The sequence below is a fragment of the Microbacterium sp. NPDC064978 genome (assembly GCF_044543605.1).
GTDB classification, from domain to species: domain Bacteria; phylum Actinomycetota; class Actinomycetes; order Actinomycetales; family Microbacteriaceae; genus Microbacterium; species Microbacterium meiriae.
In genome coordinates this window covers 559,541-578,214 of record NZ_JBITWF010000001.1, presented here as the reverse complement: position 1 = coordinate 578,214, position 18,674 = coordinate 559,541, and the positions used below count along the sequence as shown (strand labels likewise).

Here is an 18,674-nt window from a genome sequence, read left to right as displayed (position 1 = left end):
GCTGGACGCATGACGCACTCGGGCAACCCTTTCGGACAGGTTCTCGTCGCGCTCGTCACTCCGATGACGGCCGACGGCGAAGTCGACTGGCCCGCCGTCGAGAAGCACATCGATGACGTGATCACCGCAGGCGCGGACGGCATCGTCGTGACGGGAACGACCGGCGAGACCTCGACCCTGACGGACCCCGAGAAGCTCAAGCTCGTCGAGGTCGGGAAGTCCGTCTCCGCCGGCCGGGCGAAGATCATCACGGGCGGCGGATCGAACGAGACCGCGCACGCCATCGAGCTGTACAAGGCCAGCGAGAAGGCCGGCGCCGACGGCATCATGATCGTCACGCCGTACTACAACAAGCCGACGCAGGCCGGCATCCTCACCCACTTCCGGCTCGTCGCCGACGCGACCGATCTGCCGGTCATCCTGTACGACATCCCCGGGCGCACCGGTGTGCCGATCAAGTACGAGACGATCCTCCGGCTCGCCAAGCACCCGAACATCCTCGCGGTGAAGGACGCCAAGGGCGACTTCTCCGAGGTGAGCCGCGTGCTCAACCAGACCGACCTCATGTACTTCTCCGGTGACGATGCGAACGTGCTGCCGCACCTGTCGATCGGCGCGACCGGCCTCATCGGCGTGACCGCGAACGTGGCGTCCGCGCCCTACCGCACGATCATCGACGCCGTGAATCGCGGCGACCTCGCCACGGCGACTGCGGAGCACAAGCGCCTGGAGCCGCTGGTCCGCGCTGTCATGACGCACGTCCCCGGCACCGTCGCCGCGAAGTACATCCTGCACGGGCTGGGTCGCATCTCCAGCCCGCGCGTCCGCCTTCCCCTCGTCGGCCCGGAAGAGTGGGAGGCCGCCCTCATCGAGGACGAGCTCGACCTCGTCAGCGGCGTGCCGGGGGCGGACTTCTCGAACTTCCGGCCCGACCGCAACGCGGCCGCGGGCGGCGCCCTGCCGAAGGTGCACGGCACGACGCGCTGAGCCGCGTCACCATGAACGAACGGACGCGTGGAGTGTCCGACTGAGGAGACAGCATGTCCATTCCCCTGGCCGAACCGTCCGCTCTCGACGAAGGGACGCTCCGGGTCATCCCGATCGGCGGCCTGGGGGAGATCGGTCGCAACATGACCATGTTCGAGTACGACGGGAAGATCCTGATCGTCGACTGCGGCGTGCTCTTCCCGGAGGAGCACCAGCCGGGGGTCGACCTGATCCTCCCGGACTTCGAGCCGATCCGTGAGCGCCTCGATGACATCGTCGGCGTGGTGCTCACACACGGTCACGAGGACCACATCGGTGCCGTGCCCTACCTCCTGCGTCTGAAGAGCGACATCCCCCTGATCGGCTCCGGGCTCACGCTCGCGCTGGTCGAGGCGAAGCTCAAGGAGCACCGCATCAAGGCCTTCACCCTCACCGTGAAGGAGGGTCAGGAGGAGCGGGTCGGTCCGTTCGACCTGGAGTTCGTCGCGGTCAACCACTCCATCCCGGACGCCTTGGCGGTGGCCATCCGCACCCCTGCCGGCATGGTCCTCGCCACCGGCGACTTCAAGATGGACCAGCTGCCGCTGGACGGTCGGATCACCGACCTGCGCGCGTTCGCCCGCCTCGGGGAAGAGGGCGTCGACCTGTTCCTCGTCGACTCGACCAACGCCGACGTTCCCGGTTTCACCCCGACGGAACGCTCCATCGGTCCCGTGCTCGACCAGGTCATCGCGAAGGCGCCGCGTCGCGTCATCGTCGCGAGCTTCTCCAGCCACGTCCATCGCGTGCAGCAGGTGATCGATGCCGCACACGCCAACGGGCGCCGCGTCGCGTTCCTCGGACGCAGCATGGTGCGGAACATGACGATCGCCGAGCAGCTCGGCTATCTGAAGGTGCCGTCAGGCGTGCTGATCGACTTCAAGAAGGCACGCGACCTCCCGGACGAGCAGATCGTCTACATGTCGACAGGGTCGCAGGGCGAGCCGATGGCCGTGCTGAGCCGGATGGCGAACATGGACCACGCGATCGAGATCAGCGAGGGCGACACCGTCATTCTCGCCTCCAGCCTCATCCCGGGCAACGAGAACGCGGTCTACCGCGTCATCGACGGCTTGACCAAGCTCGGCGCCAACGTCGTGCACAAGGCGAACGCGAAGGTGCATGTCTCCGGACACGCCGCCGCGGGTGAGCTCATCTACTGCTACAACATCCTCAAGCCGAAGAACGTCCTGCCGGTCCACGGCGAGTACCGGCACCTCATCGCCAATGCCAAGCTTGCACAGGACACCGGGGTGCCGGAGGACAACACGATCATCGCCTCGAACGGCACCGTGATCGACCTCAAGGGCGGCATCGCGAAGGTCGCGGGCCAGCTCGACCTCGGCTTCGTCTACGTCGACGGCTCGACCGTCGGCGAGATCACCGATGCCGACCTCAAGGACCGCCGCATCCTCGGAGAAGAGGGCTTCATCTCGGTCATCGTCGTCGTGGATGCCACGACCGGACGCATCATCTCGGGTCCCGAGATCCACGCCCGAGGTGTGGCGGAGGACGACGCGGTCTTCGACGACGTCGCGCCGAAGATCGTCGCCGCGCTCAAGGAGGCGTCGGGCAACGGGGTGCGTGACACGCATGCGCTGTCCCAGGTCGTCCGCCGGACGATCGGTCGTTGGGTGAACCAGAAGCTGCGCCGCCGTCCGATGATCGTGCCTCTCGTCATCGAGGCCTGACCCTCCGATACGGCGTGCTGTCGCGCGCCGTATCGGCGAATTCCGCGTGGTGACGCGGAGATGTCGGTCGCGGGTCGTACCGTGGAGGCATGGCCAGGAGCAGCACCAAGACCGAGCGCGCCTCGACGAGCGCGCCGTCGCGCCCCAAGCGGCAGGCGGCTCCCAAGGCGCAGCCCGCCCCCAAGAAGTACATCGATGAGGCGGACAAGCCGTCTGTCGCCGCGCGCGCCTGGACCGGGCTCGCGCACGGCGTCGGGGGACTCTTCCGCGCATTCGGACCGGAGACGCTGCAGAAGGACGACCGGAGGGACGGATTCCCGTTGCTCCTGGTCATCCTGGCGGCCCTCGGCGCCGTCAACGAGTGGTTCTTCATCGGCAACGAGGTCGCGTCGAACATCAGTGCCTACTCCGTGGGCCTCTTCGTGGGCCGCGTGGCATTCATCATGCCCGTGCTTCTGCTGCTCTTGGCGGGCTGGCTGTTCCGGCACCCGTCGTCGGTGCACGACAACGGCCGCATCGGGATCGGCTTCGGCATGTTCGTCCTCGCCCTCGCGGGGATCTTCCACGTCGCCGGTCCCCGTCCCCACCCCAACCAGGGCATGCCCGCGCTGAGCGAGTCCGGCGGTCTGCTCGGCTGGCTTGTGGGGCAGCCGCTCACGTACCTCACCGACATCCCCGCCTACATCGTCCTCGGGCTCCTCGCCGCCCTCAGCATCCTGATCCTCACGAAGACACCGCCGAACCGCATCGGTGCGCGGCTCGGAGACCTCTACGCCTGGATGTTCGACGCCGAGCGCCCGGAGAAGCCGGCGAAGGACGCCTCGGCCACGGTCGACGAGGCCGACAAGGTCGACGACCCCGACGTGCTGCCCTGGTGGCGGCGCAACAAGACCGGCCGCGAGGAAGATCCTGACGAGGGCACGCTCGCGTCCGACGACATCACGGCGCTCCTGTCCACCACGGAGGCCACCCCGGCGTACGACCAGGCGGTGACGGTGGCGAACCCGTACGATGCCGCGACCGAGGTGCTGAGCGACGTCCGCTCCGTCACCGACACGCTCGCGGAGCAGCAGACGACCGCGCTGCTGGACGATGAGTCCGACACCGGCGAGATGCCGGAGCTCCCCGGGCTCGACGGGTTCGGCACTGAGGGACCCGGCGACCGCGGTCCGCAGGCGCCGGTGGCCCCGTACATCCTCCCGTCGCCGGGAGTGCTGTCCGAGGGTCCGCCCTCGGTCGCGCGGTCCGAGGCGAACGACCGCATCGTCGAGCAGATCACCAGCGTCCTGGACCAGTTCAAGGTCGATGCCAAGGTCACCGGCTTCTCCCGCGGCCCGACGGTCACGCAGTACGAGGTGGAGGTCGGCCACGGCGTCAAGGTCGAGAAGATCCTGCAGCTGAGCAACAACTTCGCCTATGCCGTCGCCTCCAACGACGTGCGCATCCTCTCGCCGATCCCCGGCAAGAGTGCGATCGGCATCGAGATCCCGAACACCGACCGCGAGACGGTCGCCCTCGGCGACGTGCTGCGCTCGGGTGCAGCGCAGAAGAGCACGCACCCGCTCACGATCGGCGTCGGCAAGGACGTGGGCGGCAACTTCGTCGTCGCCAACCTCGCGAAGATGCCGCACCTCCTGGTGGCGGGCTCGACGGGGTCCGGTAAGTCGAGCTTCGTGAACTCGATGATCACGAGCCTCCTCATGCGGGCCCGCCCCTCCGACGTGCGCATGGTCCTCATCGACCCGAAGCGCGTGGAGCTCACCAGCTACGCGGGTGTCCCGCACCTGATCACCCCCATCATCACGAACCCGAAGAAGGCCGCAGAGGCGCTGCAGTGGGTCGTGAAGGAGATGGACATGCGGTACGACGACCTCGCGTCGTTCGGCTTCCGCCACATCGACGACTTCAACCGCGCCGTGCGAGCGGGGGAGGTGGAGGTGCCCCCGGGCAGCGAGCGCGTGCTCAAGCCGTACCCGTACCTCCTCGTCGTGGTCGACGAGCTCGCGGACCTCATGATGGTCGCGCCGCGGGACGTCGAGGACTCGATCGTCCGCATCACGCAGCTCGCCCGTGCCTCCGGCATCCACCTGGTGCTCGCCACGCAGCGCCCGAGCGTCGACGTGGTCACCGGCCTCATCAAGGCGAACGTGCCGTCCCGCCTCGCGTTCGCGGTGACGAGCGTCACGGACAGCCGCGTGATCCTCGACAGCCCCGGCGCCGACAAGCTCATCGGCCAGGGTGATGCCCTGTTCTCGCCTATGGGATCGTCGAAGCCGTTCCGCCTGCAGGGCGCGTGGGTCGACGAGAAGGAGATCGACGCGGTCGTCAAGCACGTCACGCGTCAGGCGCGTCCCGAGTACCGCGCGGACGTCCAGGAGGCGATGGAGCCGGCGAAGAAGAAGGAGGTCGACGAGGACATCGGCGACGACCTCGAGCTCCTGCTCGCGGCGGCCGAGCTCATCGTCTCCTCGCAGTTCGGATCCACGTCCATGCTCCAGCGCAAGCTGCGGGTCGGGTTCGCCAAGGCCGGACGCCTGATGGATCTCCTCGAGTCGCGAGAGGTCGTCGGCCCCTCGGAGGGGTCGAAGGCCCGGGATGTGCTCGCGACCCCCGAGCAGCTGCCGCAGGTCATGGCGAAGCTCCGTGGCGAGGACGTGCCATCGGCTCCCGCGGCACCGGCTGCGCCCACCGCCGCGGCGTCACCGGCCGAACGCGATCCGCTGGAGGCGCAGTACGACGGCCTGCCGGTCGTCGAAGCGGAGGGCGACGAAGACGCCTGGGGCCTGACGGGACGCGACTGATGGCGATTCCCCGACAGCTCCCCAACGCGATCACCGTGGCGCGCATCCCGCTCGCCGTGGTGTTCTTCGTCCTCCTGCTCGTCGGCGGGACATACGGTCTCACCGACCTCACCGTGCGCTGGATCGCCGCCGTCCTCTTCATCGTGGCCATCTCCACCGACTGGGTCGACGGCTATCTCGCCCGCCGGTACGACATCGTCAGCGACTTCGGGAAGCTGTGGGATCCGATCGCGGACAAGCTCCTCACCGGCGCGGGATTCGTAGGGCTGGCGATCCTCGGCGAGGTCTCCTGGTGGATCGTCGCGGTCATCCTCGTCCGCGAGTGGGGGATCACCATCCATCGCCTGGTCGTCGCGAGCGAGCACGTGGTGGCGGCCGCCTGGATGGGCAAGATCAAGACAGCGTTCCAGGGCGTCGCTCTCGGGTGGGCCCTCCTGCCGTTGCATGTGTTCATCGGTCTCGGGCCCTGGACCGTCGTGACCACCGTCCTGATGGTCATCGTTCTGGTGCTCACCGTGGTCAGCGGCATCGACTACATCGTCGCGCAGGTCCGCGGCGCCCGTCAGAGCCGATGAGCGGTACGACGCCGACCGAGGCGCTGACCGCTCTGCGGGGGCGGGGCTGGACGCTCGGCGTCGCGGAGTCCCTCACCGGCGGGGCGGTGTCTGCGGCGCTCGTCGCGGTCCCCGGCGCCTCGGCGGTGCTTCTCGGCGGCGTCGTAGCCTACGCGACCCCGGTCAAGCACACCCTGCTCGCGGTCGATGCCGAGCTTCTGGAACGATACGGGCCGGTGCACGCGGAGGTCGCGCGGCAGATGGCCGCCGGTGTGCGAGAGGCTGTCGCGGTCGACGGGCGTCCTGCCGACGTCGGAGTGTCCACCACCGGGATCGCGGGACCGGAGTCTCCGGACGGCCAGCCTGTGGGTACCGTCCACATCGGAGTGGTGACGCCGACCGTGAGCCGCACCGAACAGTTCCGCTTCGGAGGCGACCGCGACGCGGTGCGGGCGCAGACGGTCGCGGCCGTCCTCGACGTGATGGCCGCCGCACTGCGGGAATAGGGACGTGCAGCGTCATGTTGATACGGATGTGCTCACATTCAAACCACAGAGTGCAAGGGTAGATTCTGTGCAAGCCAGGAGGACTAGACTGGCCGTCTCTTCGGGGGAGACCCCGATCCATGAACTGCGGAGGAGGTTCCGATGATTCTTGTACGACAGGAGATCGGCGACGTGCTGAGGGACTTCCGTCTGCAGAAGGGGCGGACGCTCCGCCAGGTCGCGAGCAAGGCTTCGGTCGCTCTCGGTTACCTCAGTGAGGTCGAGCGCGGTCAGAAGGAGGCCTCGAGCGAGATCCTCGCCTCGGTGGCGGAGGCGCTCGACGTCCCCATCTCCACGATCATGCGCGAGGTCGGGGACCGCATCTCGGTCCTCGAGGGTATCCAGGTCTTCCCGGACGTCGTTCCGGACGACCTGGTCGCGTCCGTGGAACCCGAGCTCTCGCTCCGCTGAGTCCCGGAGATCCCCTCTATGCGACGCAGTGAGTTCCTGCGCGCCGTCGACGCCGAGTTCCATGGCCGAGCATCGTCTCTGGTGAACGACCTGGTGCTGTCCGGGATGGACGGGCGCACGGCGCTCGAAGCGCTGGACGCCGGGGTGCCGCCGCGGGACATCTGGTTGGCGCTCTGCGCGGACATGGACGTCCCGGAGTCGCGCCGCCACGGCGTCGGGCGCCTGGAGCCGCGAGGGCGATGACGGTCACGTCTCGGTGTGCGGATGTCCGACACGCCGATCCCGGCGTGGTGTCGAAAATCTGTTCGAAGCGGGCGTAGTCTTCTGCACAAGTGGTCAGACGGATCTGATCCCCACGATCCCCGGCTCCTGCGACCGAATGTCGGAGGCCCGCCGTACCGTGAGGGCCAGGCTGAAAAGCCATACGCCTTGTCGGAGAGTTCCTTCCAGCCGGAAGAGCCGCGACAGCCTACAGGCGGCAGCACACGCGCAGAAGGAGCACACCATGCCATCACCCGCCGACCGCGAGAAGTCTCTCGAGACAGCCCTCGCTCAGATCGACCGCCAGTTCGGAAAGGGCTCGGTCATGCGGCTGGGCAGCGATGAGCGCGCCCCTGTGGCCGTCATCCCCACCGGCTCCATCGCTCTTGACGTCGCTCTCGGCGTCGGAGGTCTGCCGCGTGGACGCATCGTCGAGATCTACGGCCCGGAGTCCTCGGGTAAGACGACGCTGACGCTGCACGCCATCGCGAACGCCCAGCGGGCCGGCGGCATTGCGGCGTTCATCGACGCCGAGCACGCCCTCGACCCCGACTACGCCGCGAAGCTCGGCGTCGACATCGACGCCCTTCTCGTCTCGCAGCCCGACACGGGTGAGCAGGCGCTGGAGATCGCCGACATGCTGGTGCGCTCCGGAGCCATCGACCTCATCGTCATCGACTCGGTGGCAGCGCTCGTGCCCCGTGCCGAGATCGAGGGCGAGATGGGTGACTCGCACGTGGGTCTGCAGGCGCGACTCATGTCGCAGGCCCTTCGTAAGCTCACCGGTGGGCTGAACCAGACCAACACCACCATGATCTTCATCAACCAGCTGCGCGAGAAGATCGGCGTCTTCTTCGGTTCTCCCGAGACCACCGCCGGTGGTAAGGCGCTGAAGTTCTACGCGTCGGTCCGCATGGACATCCGTCGTATCGAGACGCTGAAGGACGGAACCGACGCCGTCGGAAACCGCACCAGGGTCAAGGTGGTGAAGAACAAGATGGCCCCGCCCTTCAAGCAGGCGGAGTTCGACATCCTCTACGGCGTCGGCATCTCCCGCGAGGGCAGCCTGATCGACTTCGGCGTCGAGCACGGCATCGTCAAGAAGTCCGGGTCGTGGTACACCTACGACGGCGATCAGCTGGGCCAGGGCAAGGAGAACGCGCGGACGTTCCTGCTCAACAACGCGGACATCGCGTTGGCGATCGAGAGCCAGATCAAGCAGAAGCTCGGTATCGGCGGCCCGGCCGCGGCTCCGGGTGCTGATGAACTGGCCGAGCGTCGCCCGGCCTGATGAGTGACCAGCGTGGGGGCGATTCCGAGCGGATCGCCCCCATCATCCCTCTCTTCGGCGGCCCCGCGCGTGCCGAGCGCCCGGCGGATGACGGTGCGAGCGCCGCGTCGCCCGGTTGGCACGGCCGGTCGGCGCCGTCTACGGACGCTGCGGGACTCTGGCGGTCGACCTGGGACGATCCCGCGACAGCGGGGAAGCGGACTGCTGACGACGACGGTTCTCCCAGCGCACGTCATCCCGCACGCGGGACCGCGGGTGCGAAGAAGACCAGGCTGCGTGCAGTGGGTGACACGTCCCGGTCGGACGGTGGGGGAGAGGCCGGCGAGAGCGCGCCCTCCGCGGAGGAGGTCCGCACCACGGCGGAGGAGTCGTTGGTGCGGAAGCTCCGTACGCGATCGCTGTCCGTCTCCGAAGCGCGGCTGGTGCTGAAGGGCCATGGGCTCGCCGCAGACGCGATCGAAGACGTCATCGACGACTTCATGCGGCGAGGCTATCTCGACGATGCGGTACTCGCCGAGCTCCTCGTCACGGCCGGGGTCGAGCGCAAGGGTCAGGGCCGGGTCGCGCTGTCCCGGGCGCTGGCACAGCGGGGCATCCCTCGCGAGGTCATCGATGCCGCTCTCGACGAGCTCCCGGACGATGACGCGGAGCGGGCGCTGGAGTTCGCACGGACCAAAGCACGCTCGATGAGCCGCCTCGATCCCGACGCGGCACTACGGCGATTGGTCGGGCAGCTGTCGCGCCGCGGATACGCCGGTTCCGTCGCCATGAACGCCGCGAAGACGGCGCTGCGGGAGGCGTCTTTCGGTAGCGGCGTCTCCGGCGTCCGGTTCGTGGATTCCGACTGACAGCCGCACGCGGTCGCCTCTCGGTGACGCTCGTACAATGGGAACATCATGACTATCCCCCGCAGCGAACCGACGATCATCAGCGCGTCGTCAGCGGCCGTCGACGATGACGGGCGCCAGCGATCGTACGAAGTGCGCACGTTCGGTTGTCAGATGAACGTGCACGACTCCGAGCGCCTGTCAGGGTCTCTGGAGAGTGCCGGCTACATCCGTGCCGACGCCGGGACCGAGGCCGACGTGGTGATCATCAACACCTGCGCCGTGCGGGACAACGCTGCCGGCAAACTCTACGGAACGCTCGGCCATCTGGCCGCCGTGAAGCGGCGCAAGGCCGGTATGCAGATCGCGGTCGGCGGCTGCCTCGCGCAGATGGACAAGCAGGCCGTGCTCGACAAGGCGCCCTGGGTCGACGTGGTCTTCGGTACCCACAACATGGGCTCCTTGCCCGGTCTGCTCGAGCGCGCCCGTCACAACGGCGACGCGGAGCTCGAGATCCTCGAATCACTCGAGGTGTTCCCCTCGACGCTTCCCACCAAGCGCGACTCCGCGCACAGCGGCTGGGTGTCGATCTCCGTCGGCTGCAACAACACCTGCACGTTCTGCATCGTCCCCAGTCTCCGCGGCAAGGAGAAGGACCGTCGACCGGGCGACATCCTCAACGAGATCCGTCTTCTCGTCGAGGACGGCGCCATCGAGGTCACACTCCTCGGGCAGAACGTCAACTCCTACGGGGTGGAGTTCGGGGATCGTCAGGCGTTCGGCAAGCTTCTCCGTGCCGCCGGTGAGATCGAGGGCCTCGAGCGCATCCGCTTCACGAGCCCGCACCCCGCTGCCTTCACCGACGACGTGATCGACGCGATGGCGGAGACCCCCGCGGTCATGCCGCAGCTCCACATGCCGCTGCAGTCCGGAAGCGATCGGATCCTCAAGGCGATGCGGCGCTCGTACCGCAGCGAGCGCTTCCTCGGCATCCTGGACCGCGTTCGGGAACGCATCCCGCACGCGGCCATCACGACCGACATCATCGTGGGCTTCCCCGGCGAGACCGAGGAAGACTTCGAGGACACGATGCGCGTCGTCGAGCAGTCCCGATTCTCCGGAGCCTTCACCTTCCAGTACTCGATCCGCGAAGGGACCCCCGCGGCCACCATGCCGGATCAGGTGCCCAAGGAGGTCGTGCAGGCCCGCTACGACCGGCTGATCGCGCTCCAGGAGCGCATCTCGTTGGAGGAGAACCAGAAGCAGGTCGGCCGGGAGGTCGAGGTGCTCGTCTCCACGGGTGAAGGCAAGAAGGACACGGAGACCCGTCGACTGACCGGACGAGCTCAGGACAACCGGCTCGTGCACTTCGAGGTGACCCCGGGTTCGGAGCTGCCGCGTCCGGGTGACGTCGTCACCGTGAGGGTGACCCACGCCGCACCGTTCCACCTCCTCGCCGACGATCCGACCGGCGCGCCGCTGCGCATCCGCCGTACGCGCGGTGGAGATGCCTGGGATCGGGGACAGGCGGAGTCGTGCGCCGTGCCGGCTCCGAGCGACGGGGCACCGCGCGCCGTCTCCCTCGGCCTGCCGACTCTCCGCGTCGGAGTGTGACCACACCTCGGCTCTGGGCCGTCGTCGGCGCGACAGGCACCGGGAAGAGCGATCTGGCGCTCGATCTCGCCGAGGAGCTCCGGCGTCGCGGCAACCCGGCGGAGATCGTCAACGCGGATGCGATGCAGCTCTACCGCGGCATGGACATCGGAACGGCCAAGCTGCCCGTCTCCGAACGACGCGGCATTCCGCACCATCTCTTCGACGTGCGAGAGGTGACGCAGGATGCCGCTGTGGCCTGGTATCAACCGCTCGCACGCGAGGCCGTGCAGAGGATTCACGCGGGGGGCGGCGACGCGATCCTCGTCGGCGGATCCGGACTCTACGTGTCCAGTGTCGTCTACGAGTTCCACTTCCCGCCTCGAGACCCCGTGATCCGCGAGCGTCTCGAGCAGGAGCTGGATCGGGATGGCGTCGATGCCCTCCTCCAGCGGCTGCGTGCGCGCGATCCGGAAGCCGCAGCCCGGGTGGACCCGCGCAACGGCAGACGAGTGATCCGTGCTCTCGAAGTCGTCGAACAGGGGAGCGCGACGCACGGCGCGACACTGCCCGAGAAGCCGACGCTCTGGCATCCGCGCACCCGGCTGATCGGTCTGCACGTGGATCGCTCCGATCTCGTCGCCCGACTGGATGCTCGTGTCCGGCGGATGTGGGAGCACGGCCTCGTGGCCGAGGTCGCGCGGCTGCGCGACGAGGGTCTGGAGCGCGGGACGACGGCTCCCCGGGCCATCGGGTACGCGCAGGCGCTCGCACAGCTGGAGGGACGCTCCACCGCCGAGGAAGCGATCGCGGAGACGCAGGCACTCACCCGGCGCTACGCGCGTCGTCAGGTGTCGTGGTTCAAGCGCTACCCGGAACTCGAATGGATGGCGCCGCCGGTGGCCGTCGCCGACCTGCTGGCGGCCTGACCTGATGTCGGTGGCCCGTGCGACGATGCGCGCATGGCCACTCATTACTTCACCGCGTCCAGCCTTGACGGGTACATCGCCACGACGGAGCATTCGTTGGATTGGCTTCTGACGCAGGACATCGACATGGAAGGTCCCATGGCCTATCCGGCGTTCGAGAAGAGTATCGGGGCGCTCGTGATGGGGTCATCGACGTACGAATGGGTCATGCGCCACGAGGAGGGCCGGTGGGCGTATGAGCAGCCCACGTGGGTGCTCTCGCATCGTGAGCTCGCCGTGCCGACCGGGGCGGACGTCCGTGTGACGAGCGCGGCGATCCCCGACGTCCATGCCGCGATGCACGAGGCGGCGGAAGGAAAGGACCTCTGGGTCGTCGGCGGGGGAGACGTGGCAGGACAGTTCGCAGACGCGGGCCTCCTGGACGAGGTCTGGGTCCAATACGCCCCGGTGACCCTCGGGGGCGGTGCCCCACTGTTGCCCCGGCGTCTCGACCTGGATCTGATCGAGGTCGCCCGCAACCGCAGCTTCCTCTGCGGGCGTTACCGCGTCGCGGGGCGGAGCGCCGGCTCGACGGCTCCCTAGACTGGTCCCATGGTCGCATTCACCAAGGGGCACGGTACCGGCAACGACTTCATCATCATCGCCGACCCCGACGGCCAGCTGGAGCTGACCGCGGAGCAGGTCGCGGTGCTCTGCGATCGCCATTTCGGCATCGGGGCCGACGGCGTTCTCCGAGTCGTGCGTTCGTCCGCGATCGCGGAGGGGGCAGCGGCCCTGGCGGAGGAGCCGGATGCCGAGTGGTTCATGGACTACCGCAACGCGGACGGCTCGGTCGCCGAGATGTGCGGCAACGGGATCCGAGTCTTCGCGCACTACCTCGTGCGCTCCGGTCTCGCCGACATCGAGGCCGGCAGTACTCTCCCCATCGGCACCAGGGCTGGCGTCCGTGACGTCACGCGCGGCGTGAGCGGTTACCAGGTCGACCTGGGCGCGTGGCGCCTGTCGGGCGTCGACCCGCTGGTGCGCGCGGACGGGCTGACCGTGACCCGGCCCGGACTGGGCATCGACGTCGGGAACCCGCACGTCGTGGTGGCGCTCGCCTCCGACGCCGAGCTCGGCCTGCTGGAACTCACGCGCGCGCCCGAGTTGGAACCGGCTCCGCCCGCCGGGGCGAACGTCGAGTTCGTGGTGCCCGGCGAGCCCCTCGTGCGCGACGGCGTCGGCCACGTGCGGATGCGTGTGTTCGAACGCGGCGTCGGCGAGACCCTGAGCTGCGGCACGGGCGTGGCCGCCACCGCACTCGCCGTGCGCTACTGGGCCGGTGCCCAGGCGCCTGACAACTGGAAGGTCGAGGTTCCGGGTGGCACGCTCGGAGTCCGGATGTTCCCCGCCGAGGACGGGGAGCACGTCGCGCTGTCCGGACCTGCTCAGCTCGTCTACCAGGGCGAAGTCGATCTGGTCTGAGGGGTGAGGGGGGCTCAGACGACGTCGATCGGTTCCGTCGGCGGCGTCCCGTGCTTCCTCACCTTGAGGATGCGGTAGCCCTTGCCCGTCGCCGTGCGGAAGACGCTGAAACCGGGGTGGAAGGTCGCAGCGATCCAGCGCTGCAGAGAGTCGGCGCCGAGATTGCGCTGGACGACGAGCCACGCGTCGCTGCGTTCGTCGAGCCGCGGGATCCACTTCTCCAGCAGCCCGTGCAGTTCGTTCTTCCCGACGCGGATCGGCGGATTGGACCGGATCGTGCGGAAGGTCACGTCGTCGGGAACATCTTCGGGCAGGGAGGCGTTGATATTGGTGAGGCCAAGGGCAGCCGCGTTGCGACGTACGAGATCCAAGGCCCGCTCGTTCACGTCCACCGCCCAGACGGTCGCGTGCGGCGAGGCCAGTGCCATCGACAGGGAGATCGGCCCCCACCCGCTCCCGAGGTCGAGAAGATGACCTCCGGGAGGAACGGGAGGCATGTTGGCGAGGAGCACTGCGGTGCCGGCGTCGAGTCGATCCGGGCTGAAGACACCACCCGCGGTGGTCACTTCGAGCTCACGGCCTGCAAGGGATACGCGGATCTTGCGCAGGTTCTCGGGGCTAGCCGGGGCCGCAGTGAAATAGTGGTCGGACCCCATACGGTGAGCGTACCGGACAGCGCGGGCTAAGGTTAAGGCTCGCGAGGAAACCAGAGACAGGAACGGATGACGGAGACGAAGACACCCTCCACCGACGACCAGACGGTCGACCGCGTGCTGGCGAACGCAGAGAAGCGCTCCGAGGTGCGCACGTTCGGCGCCGCGCAGGCACTCCAGGACGAAGCGACGGCCGCGCATTCGACGGCCGACGGCGAACAGTGGGACCTCGAAGATCGGCACGCGCTGCGGCGCGTGGGTGGTCTGTCCACCGAACTCGAGGACGTCACCGAGGTCGAGTACCGCCAGCTCCGGCTGGAGAACGTCGTGCTCGTCGGGGTGTACCCGCAGGGTGCCCAGGAGGACGCGGAGAATTCGCTGCGCGAACTCGCGGCGCTCGCGGAGACAGCGGGCGCGGTCGTGCTCGACGGCGTGCTGCAGCGCCGCCCGCACCCGGATGCCGCCACCTACCTCGGGCGAGGCAAGGCCCAGGAGCTGAAGGACATCGTCGCGGCGGTCGGCGCCGACACGGTCATCGCCGACACCGAGCTGGCGCCCAGCCAGCGACGAGCGCTCGAGGACGTCGTGAAGGTCAAGGTGATCGACCGGACCACTGTGATCCTCGACATCTTCAGCCAGCATGCCAAAAGCCGGGAGGGCAAGGCCCAGGTCGAGCTCGCACAGCTCGAGTACCTGCTGCCGCGCCTGCGTGGTTGGGGTGAATCGATGAGCCGTCAGGCCGGTGGACAGGTCGGCGCCGGCGGCGCCGGTATGGGTTCGCGCGGTCCTGGTGAGACGAAGATCGAGCTCGACCGTCGACGCATCCGGACGAAGATGGCGCTGCTGCGCAAGCAGATCCGCGACTTCGCCCCGGCGCGTGAGGCGAAGCGCGCCGAGCGCAAGCGGAACACGATCCCGTCTGTCGCCATCGCCGGATACACGAACGCCGGAAAGTCCAGTCTGCTCAATGCGCTGACGAGCGCGGGCGTCCTCGTGGAGAACGCGCTGTTCGCCACCCTCGACGCGACCGTGCGGCGCTCGGAGACCGAGGACGGCCGCGTGTACACGCTGACCGACACCGTCGGCTTCGTGCGCAACCTGCCGCACCAGCTCGTCGAAGCCTTCCGTTCGACGCTGGAGGAGGTCGGGGACGCAGACGTCGTCCTCCACGTGGTCGACGGCTCGCACCCCGATCCGGCCGGACAGCTGCAGACCGTGCGTGACGTGATGGGCGACGTCGGTGTGCGTGACATGCCGGAGCTCGTCGTCTTCAACAAGGCCGATCTGATCCCCGAAGACGAGCGGCTGGTTCTCCGCGGACTGGAGCCGCGGGCGCACTTCGTGTCGTCGCGGTCGGGTGAGGGCATCGCCGAACTCCGTGCAGCGATCGAGGAGGCCCTGCCGAAGCCCGCGGTCGAGCTCCACGCCGTGATCCCTTACGACCGTGGAGACCTTGTCGCCGCGATCCACGAGACCGGGATGCTGCTGTCGGTCGAGCACGAGGAGGCGGGTACCGCCGTCCACGCGCACGTGTCGGAGCGCCTCGCCGCCGACCTCGCCCCCTTCGTCGTCGCCGACTGAGGGCGCGGGTCAGCGAGCGAGGAACCGCGCCTCGACGGTTGCCGTGAGCACGATATCCTGCGGCTCGTACTCCATGGCCGGGGCGGCATCGGCCGCGAAGGCGACGGCGCCGCGTGCCTTCCCGAGCGGAGCGCCCGGCGCCGGCGTCGTGGAGGAGAGCAGGCCGGTGTCAGCGATCTCCACGGGAGTCACCTGGGCGAGACCGAGAGCAGCGGCGTAGGCCTCGGCCCTCGTCACGGCCACGCCGACGGCCTGTGCGGCGACCTCTCGTTCCACGCGGACGCGGGTCTCCGGGGTGAGATGCCAGTCGACCCAACCGATCTCGACACCGTCCCACGCGGAGATGTCGGAGATCCAGAGGGAAAGCTCCGAGGCCTCCGCGAAGGTCGCGGTCACGTCGATGCTCGCGTAGTACACCGGGGCGAGACGCTTCCCCTCGGCGTTCCACGGGCGCTCGGCACGCACCGAGAGTCGCGTGCTGCTCCAGTCGAGGGCGGTGCCGGCATCCACACGTCCCACGATGCTGCTGCGGACGGGTTCGGTCAGACGCAGGACGTGGTCGACGACGGTCGCGCGCTCCGGACCCTCTGCGCGAACCGTGACGCGGATGGTCGCCCGTTCCGGCGACAGACGCGCCTCGTGTTCGCCGCGGACGGTGACTGTCACATCGCTCATGGGCCGACTCTACGCGACCGGCATCGGCGGCGGGGAATGGCGGCCGAGGCGCGAACGTTGTAGTCTGAGATGCTCGGGTGCTCGTCGCCCGGGAGTGACAATTCCACAGTGTGACAGCGGCTCCTTCGAGAGAAGGACCACGGGGCTGATCGGTTTCGACAGCGCCTGTGAATCCACGAGAAGCGGGCCGAGGATGCAGAGTTATCTCGTAAACGCTCTCTGCAAAACAATAGTTGCCGAAACCAAGCGCAACGACTTCGCCCTCGCTGCCTAAGCGAGCCCGATAGTCCGTCAGACCGTATGTGATTCCGATACGGATCCTGGCGTCATCTAGGAATCTTGCTGCGTGACGGCGTCTGGACGTCACGTGGGACTCTTCCCAGGCTGGGCTCGTCGACTTAGGTGTCTGTGACAAAGGTCGGAGCCGAGCAGAACGCTTCCACAGACTGCGCCCGGAGAAGGCGTGGAGACTCAGCGTTGGACGGGGGTTCGATTCCCCCCAGCTCCACCAGGTCGCTGTCACCAGAAAGAAGCCCCGGTGGCTCGGACTCTCGTCCGGGACACCGGGGCTTCTCCTATGAGGTCACCCAGCGGACGCCGTCGGCGTCCGGACGGAAGCGGTGCGCGGCGTCCGTCTCCAGCTCCTCCATGAGCGGGACGATGACGCTCCACAGCGCCCAGTGCTCTGATGTCCCCTCTCCGCCCTGGACACGACCCTCCCACCGCGCGGCATTCGGAAGCGCCACGCGCATGCCGAATCGCGAGCCGGCGGGGTCGGCCACCTGAGCAGTCAACGATCCGGCATCGACCGTCACCTCCGTCAGCTGGAATCCCGAGGGCACGAGGATCGTTCCCCGCGCCCTGGCCCACGCCTCGCGGACTGCTGCCACCAGCGGCTCCGCAACGACATCAATCGTCATGAGAAGTCCTTCCGATCATGAGCGCCGGGCGATGATCGGCGTGACCGGCCATCGACGCTCGCACCTCTCGTATCTCGCACGAGTCCCCTGATCCGGCCAGAGTATCGACGTATGCCAGGAGCCGTCTGTCCCCTCTTCGGGGGACGTCACTCAGCGGTGGGCGCTCATACAGACATGCTCGCGCTCAGATCCCGGCGGCCATGAACTCCAGAGGACCTGACTGCCTCTGGTGACGGATGGAACGCGGGCCTACGATTCGCACATGGGGTTCATCATGTACGACGGCACGAGCCAGCTCCACATCGAAGACCGAGCGCTCGCGCACCTCAAGGTCGTGATCGCGACGAAGCTCCGACGCAACGAGAGCTTCACGGTGTCCTGGACGCACCCCGAGGGAGAGGCCTACGGTCGCTCTACGATCTGGCTGCATCCGGCGATCCCGTTGCGCTTCACGTTCGAAGGTCGGGAGCCGCCGAAGCTGAATCCGCAGTGGATCGAGGATCTGATGCAGTCGGCCAACTCGACTGGGGGGATCCACCTCGTCGACGAGATCGTCCAGGGGTCGACGCCCGGACGAGACGACAGGAGCCCCGCCTCGTCATGAGGCGGGGCTCCTGTGTTCGACAGGCTCAGTGCGAGCGGTCCGGATCCTCCGCGAGGACGTCGTCCCCGTCATCGTCGGACCCATCCGTGGGCGGAACCGTTCGCGGCTCGCCCTTGTTGTCCTCGGCGCCGAGGTTGTCGTTCTCCTCCGGGCCGGGGGAGGGCTCGGTGCTGATGTCGTTGCGGTCGCTGTCGTTAGCCATGCGCGTTCCTTTCCTCGACGAATACCTCCAGCATGCTCTCTTGGCAGCGCCGAGCCCAGACGCTTGACAACGTCGTCGGGATGGTGCGCTGCTCAGTCCCGGCCTTCGACCAGCAGCAGCCCCTGTTTGGTGTCGGCGACCTTCACCCAGCCGTCGCCGAAGAGGTACGTCATGCCGTAGCCGTCCTCGTCGGTGCTCATCGCATACTGAGGGTCCTCGGTGACGTAGACGCCCTGGGCGCTCTCCTCGCTCCGCCAGCCCTCGTCCTCGAGGCCCTCCCGCGCCCGTTCGGCGTCGGCGGGGGAGAGCGCAGACCAGCCGTACATCTGACCGTGATCGGACGGGACGGTGAAGTCCGCCCAGAAGCACAGGAGTCCCTCCGAGAGCTCGACGCCGCCGACGCGGAATTCCCGCGGCTCGGCGGTCCACCCGGCTTCGGTGAGGGCGGCGACCGTGCCCTCCGAGATCATCGACTCGCACGTCAACTCATCCGTGGCCGCCGGCGTCGCCCCCTCGTCACCCGCGGCGGACGTGGGCTCCTGCGAGGGCGACGGGTCGGGGGCGCCGTCGTCGGTACACGCCGTGAGGAGCGCCCCGATCAGTACGAGGCCGGTCAGAGCCGCGAGTCGTCGGGGGTTCATGGTGC

20 protein-coding genes and 1 other RNA gene are annotated in these 18,674 nt (G+C 68.2%); 16 read left to right on the top strand and 5 right to left on the bottom strand.

All coding sequences use genetic code 11. From position 1 onward, the window contains the following. Positions 1-9 precede the first annotated feature (9 nt). From dapA to dapF, 13 genes are all read left to right on the top strand, one after another. Positions 10-987 carry a 4-hydroxy-tetrahydrodipicolinate synthase gene (gene dapA / locus ACIGJI_RS03100; protein WP_187663886.1) on the top strand — a complete coding sequence of 326 codons (978 nt, stop codon included), beginning with the start codon at positions 10-12 and terminating at the stop codon, positions 985-987. Between the two features lie 53 nt (positions 988-1,040). Further along, entirely contained in the window at positions 1,041-2,717 is a 1,677-nt protein-coding gene (locus ACIGJI_RS03095; protein WP_363444331.1) for a ribonuclease J, read from the top strand. 89 nt (positions 2,718-2,806) lie between these two features. Continuing rightward, on the top strand, positions 2,807-5,518 hold the full coding sequence (locus tag ACIGJI_RS03090; RefSeq protein WP_363444328.1) for a DNA translocase FtsK 4TM domain-containing protein: 2,712 nt from the start codon (positions 2,807-2,809) through the stop codon (positions 5,516-5,518). Then, positions 5,518-6,093 (top strand): CDP-diacylglycerol--glycerol-3-phosphate 3-phosphatidyltransferase, encoded by a 576-nt coding sequence (gene pgsA, locus ACIGJI_RS03085; protein WP_268776433.1) that lies wholly within the window; start codon positions 5,518-5,520, stop codon positions 6,091-6,093. Before ACIGJI_RS03090 ends, pgsA begins: the two co-directional genes overlap by 1 nt. Beyond that, positions 6,090-6,578, top strand: a complete 489-nt coding sequence (locus ACIGJI_RS03080; protein ID WP_315637008.1) for a CinA family protein — start codon at positions 6,090-6,092, stop codon at positions 6,576-6,578. Before pgsA ends, ACIGJI_RS03080 begins: the two co-directional genes overlap by 4 nt. A 141-nt stretch (positions 6,579-6,719) precedes the next feature. Beyond that, positions 6,720-7,028: a helix-turn-helix domain-containing protein gene (locus ACIGJI_RS03075; RefSeq protein WP_025103227.1), complete on the top strand. Its 309-nt coding sequence runs from the start codon at positions 6,720-6,722 to the stop codon at positions 7,026-7,028. Positions 7,029-7,046: 18 nt separating this feature from the next. Then, positions 7,047-7,271 carry a DUF3046 domain-containing protein gene (locus ACIGJI_RS03070; RefSeq protein WP_363444324.1) on the top strand — a complete coding sequence of 75 codons (225 nt, stop codon included), beginning with the start codon at positions 7,047-7,049 and terminating at the stop codon, positions 7,269-7,271. A 262-nt stretch (positions 7,272-7,533) separates the two neighbouring features. Beyond that, entirely contained in the window at positions 7,534-8,580 is a 1,047-nt protein-coding gene (gene recA / locus ACIGJI_RS03065) for a recombinase RecA (RefSeq protein ID WP_187663892.1), read from the top strand. A 281-nt stretch (positions 8,581-8,861) separates the two neighbouring features. Beyond that, positions 8,862-9,428: a regulatory protein RecX gene (locus ACIGJI_RS03060; protein ID WP_232089223.1), complete on the top strand. Its 567-nt coding sequence runs from the start codon at positions 8,862-8,864 to the stop codon at positions 9,426-9,428. Between the two features lie 48 nt (positions 9,429-9,476). Beyond that, positions 9,477-11,021 carry a tRNA (N6-isopentenyl adenosine(37)-C2)-methylthiotransferase MiaB gene (gene miaB, locus ACIGJI_RS03055; RefSeq protein ID WP_280566019.1) on the top strand — a complete coding sequence of 515 codons (1,545 nt, stop codon included), beginning with the start codon at positions 9,477-9,479 and terminating at the stop codon, positions 11,019-11,021. Beyond that, entirely contained in the window at positions 11,018-11,929 is a 912-nt protein-coding gene (gene miaA / locus ACIGJI_RS03050) for a tRNA (adenosine(37)-N6)-dimethylallyltransferase MiaA (protein ID WP_363444321.1), read from the top strand. The genes miaB and miaA overlap by 4 nt, the downstream gene beginning before the upstream one ends. A 33-nt stretch (positions 11,930-11,962) precedes the next feature. Continuing rightward, positions 11,963-12,511, top strand: coding sequence for a dihydrofolate reductase family protein (locus tag ACIGJI_RS03045; protein WP_259953973.1), 549 nt, complete (start codon positions 11,963-11,965; stop codon positions 12,509-12,511). A gap of 9 nt (positions 12,512-12,520) precedes the next feature. Next, positions 12,521-13,393 carry a diaminopimelate epimerase gene (gene dapF / locus ACIGJI_RS03040; RefSeq protein WP_187663897.1) on the top strand — a complete coding sequence of 291 codons (873 nt, stop codon included), beginning with the start codon at positions 12,521-12,523 and terminating at the stop codon, positions 13,391-13,393. Positions 13,394-13,407: 14 nt separating this feature from the next. Here dapF and ACIGJI_RS03035 read toward each other — a convergent pair whose 3' ends face one another. Further along, on the bottom strand, positions 13,408-14,049 hold the full coding sequence (locus tag ACIGJI_RS03035) for a class I SAM-dependent methyltransferase (RefSeq protein WP_259953970.1): 642 nt from the start codon (positions 14,047-14,049) through the stop codon (positions 13,408-13,410). 66 nt (positions 14,050-14,115) lie between these two features. Between ACIGJI_RS03035 and hflX the strand changes: the two genes are divergently transcribed. Continuing rightward, positions 14,116-15,627: a GTPase HflX gene (hflX, locus tag ACIGJI_RS03030; protein WP_187663899.1), complete on the top strand. Its 1,512-nt coding sequence runs from the start codon at positions 14,116-14,118 to the stop codon at positions 15,625-15,627. A 9-nt stretch (positions 15,628-15,636) separates the two neighbouring features. On the opposite strand, the gene ACIGJI_RS03025 is transcribed toward hflX, so the two are convergent. Further along, on the bottom strand, positions 15,637-16,302 hold the full coding sequence (locus ACIGJI_RS03025; protein ID WP_187663900.1) for an SIMPL domain-containing protein: 666 nt from the start codon (positions 16,300-16,302) through the stop codon (positions 15,637-15,639). 141 nt (positions 16,303-16,443) lie between these two features. Between ACIGJI_RS03025 and ssrA the strand changes: the two genes are divergently transcribed. Continuing rightward, positions 16,444-16,813: a transfer-messenger RNA gene (gene ssrA / locus ACIGJI_RS03020) on the top strand. 64 nt (positions 16,814-16,877) lie between these two features. On the opposite strand, the gene ACIGJI_RS03015 is transcribed toward ssrA, so the two are convergent. Next, positions 16,878-17,222: a hypothetical protein gene (locus ACIGJI_RS03015; RefSeq protein ID WP_268776425.1), complete on the bottom strand. Its 345-nt coding sequence runs from the start codon at positions 17,220-17,222 to the stop codon at positions 16,878-16,880. A gap of 262 nt (positions 17,223-17,484) precedes the next feature. Here ACIGJI_RS03015 and ACIGJI_RS03010 point away from each other — a divergent pair, with 262 nt between their 5' ends. Further along, positions 17,485-17,826: a hypothetical protein gene (locus ACIGJI_RS03010; RefSeq protein ID WP_187663902.1), complete on the top strand. Its 342-nt coding sequence runs from the start codon at positions 17,485-17,487 to the stop codon at positions 17,824-17,826. A 25-nt stretch (positions 17,827-17,851) separates the two neighbouring features. On the opposite strand, the gene ACIGJI_RS03005 is transcribed toward ACIGJI_RS03010, so the two are convergent. After that, positions 17,852-18,028 (bottom strand): hypothetical protein, encoded by a 177-nt coding sequence (locus tag ACIGJI_RS03005; protein WP_187663903.1) that lies wholly within the window; start codon positions 18,026-18,028, stop codon positions 17,852-17,854. A gap of 92 nt (positions 18,029-18,120) precedes the next feature. Further along, complete coding sequence (locus ACIGJI_RS03000) at positions 18,121-18,669, bottom strand: hypothetical protein (RefSeq protein ID WP_363444317.1); 549 nt, start codon at positions 18,667-18,669, stop codon at positions 18,121-18,123. Between the last annotated feature and the right edge of the window lie 5 nt (positions 18,670-18,674).

Excerpts from the sequence above, each read along its gene's own strand:
- dapA (WP_187663886.1), top strand. The coding sequence starts at position 10 with ATGACGCACTCGGGCAACCCTTTCGGACAGGTTCTCGTCGCGCTCGTC.
- ACIGJI_RS03095 (WP_363444331.1), top strand. The coding sequence starts at position 1,041 with ATGTCCATTCCCCTGGCCGAACCGTCCGCTCTCGACGAAGGGACGCTC.
- ACIGJI_RS03090 (WP_363444328.1), top strand. The coding sequence starts at position 2,807 with ATGGCCAGGAGCAGCACCAAGACCGAGCGCGCCTCGACGAGCGCGCCG.
- pgsA (WP_268776433.1), top strand. The coding sequence starts at position 5,518 with ATGGCGATTCCCCGACAGCTCCCCAACGCGATCACCGTGGCGCGCATC.
- ACIGJI_RS03080 (WP_315637008.1), top strand. The coding sequence starts at position 6,090 with ATGAGCGGTACGACGCCGACCGAGGCGCTGACCGCTCTGCGGGGGCGG.
- ACIGJI_RS03075 (WP_025103227.1), top strand. The coding sequence starts at position 6,720 with ATGATTCTTGTACGACAGGAGATCGGCGACGTGCTGAGGGACTTCCGT.
- ACIGJI_RS03070 (WP_363444324.1), top strand. The coding sequence starts at position 7,047 with ATGCGACGCAGTGAGTTCCTGCGCGCCGTCGACGCCGAGTTCCATGGC.
- recA (WP_187663892.1), top strand. The coding sequence starts at position 7,534 with ATGCCATCACCCGCCGACCGCGAGAAGTCTCTCGAGACAGCCCTCGCT.
- miaB (WP_280566019.1), top strand. The coding sequence starts at position 9,477 with ATGACTATCCCCCGCAGCGAACCGACGATCATCAGCGCGTCGTCAGCG.
- ACIGJI_RS03045 (WP_259953973.1), top strand. The coding sequence starts at position 11,963 with ATGGCCACTCATTACTTCACCGCGTCCAGCCTTGACGGGTACATCGCC.
- dapF (WP_187663897.1), top strand. The coding sequence starts at position 12,521 with ATGGTCGCATTCACCAAGGGGCACGGTACCGGCAACGACTTCATCATC.
- ACIGJI_RS03035 (WP_259953970.1), bottom strand. The coding sequence starts at position 14,049 with ATGGGGTCCGACCACTATTTCACTGCGGCCCCGGCTAGCCCCGAGAAC.
- hflX (WP_187663899.1), top strand. The coding sequence starts at position 14,116 with ATGACGGAGACGAAGACACCCTCCACCGACGACCAGACGGTCGACCGC.
- ACIGJI_RS03025 (WP_187663900.1), bottom strand. The coding sequence starts at position 16,302 with ATGAGCGATGTGACAGTCACCGTCCGCGGCGAACACGAGGCGCGTCTG.
- ACIGJI_RS03015 (WP_268776425.1), bottom strand. The coding sequence starts at position 17,222 with ATGACGATTGATGTCGTTGCGGAGCCGCTGGTGGCAGCAGTCCGCGAG.
- ACIGJI_RS03010 (WP_187663902.1), top strand. The coding sequence starts at position 17,485 with ATGGGGTTCATCATGTACGACGGCACGAGCCAGCTCCACATCGAAGAC.
- ACIGJI_RS03005 (WP_187663903.1), bottom strand. The coding sequence starts at position 18,028 with ATGGCTAACGACAGCGACCGCAACGACATCAGCACCGAGCCCTCCCCC.
- ACIGJI_RS03000 (WP_363444317.1), bottom strand. The coding sequence starts at position 18,669 with ATGAACCCCCGACGACTCGCGGCTCTGACCGGCCTCGTACTGATCGGG.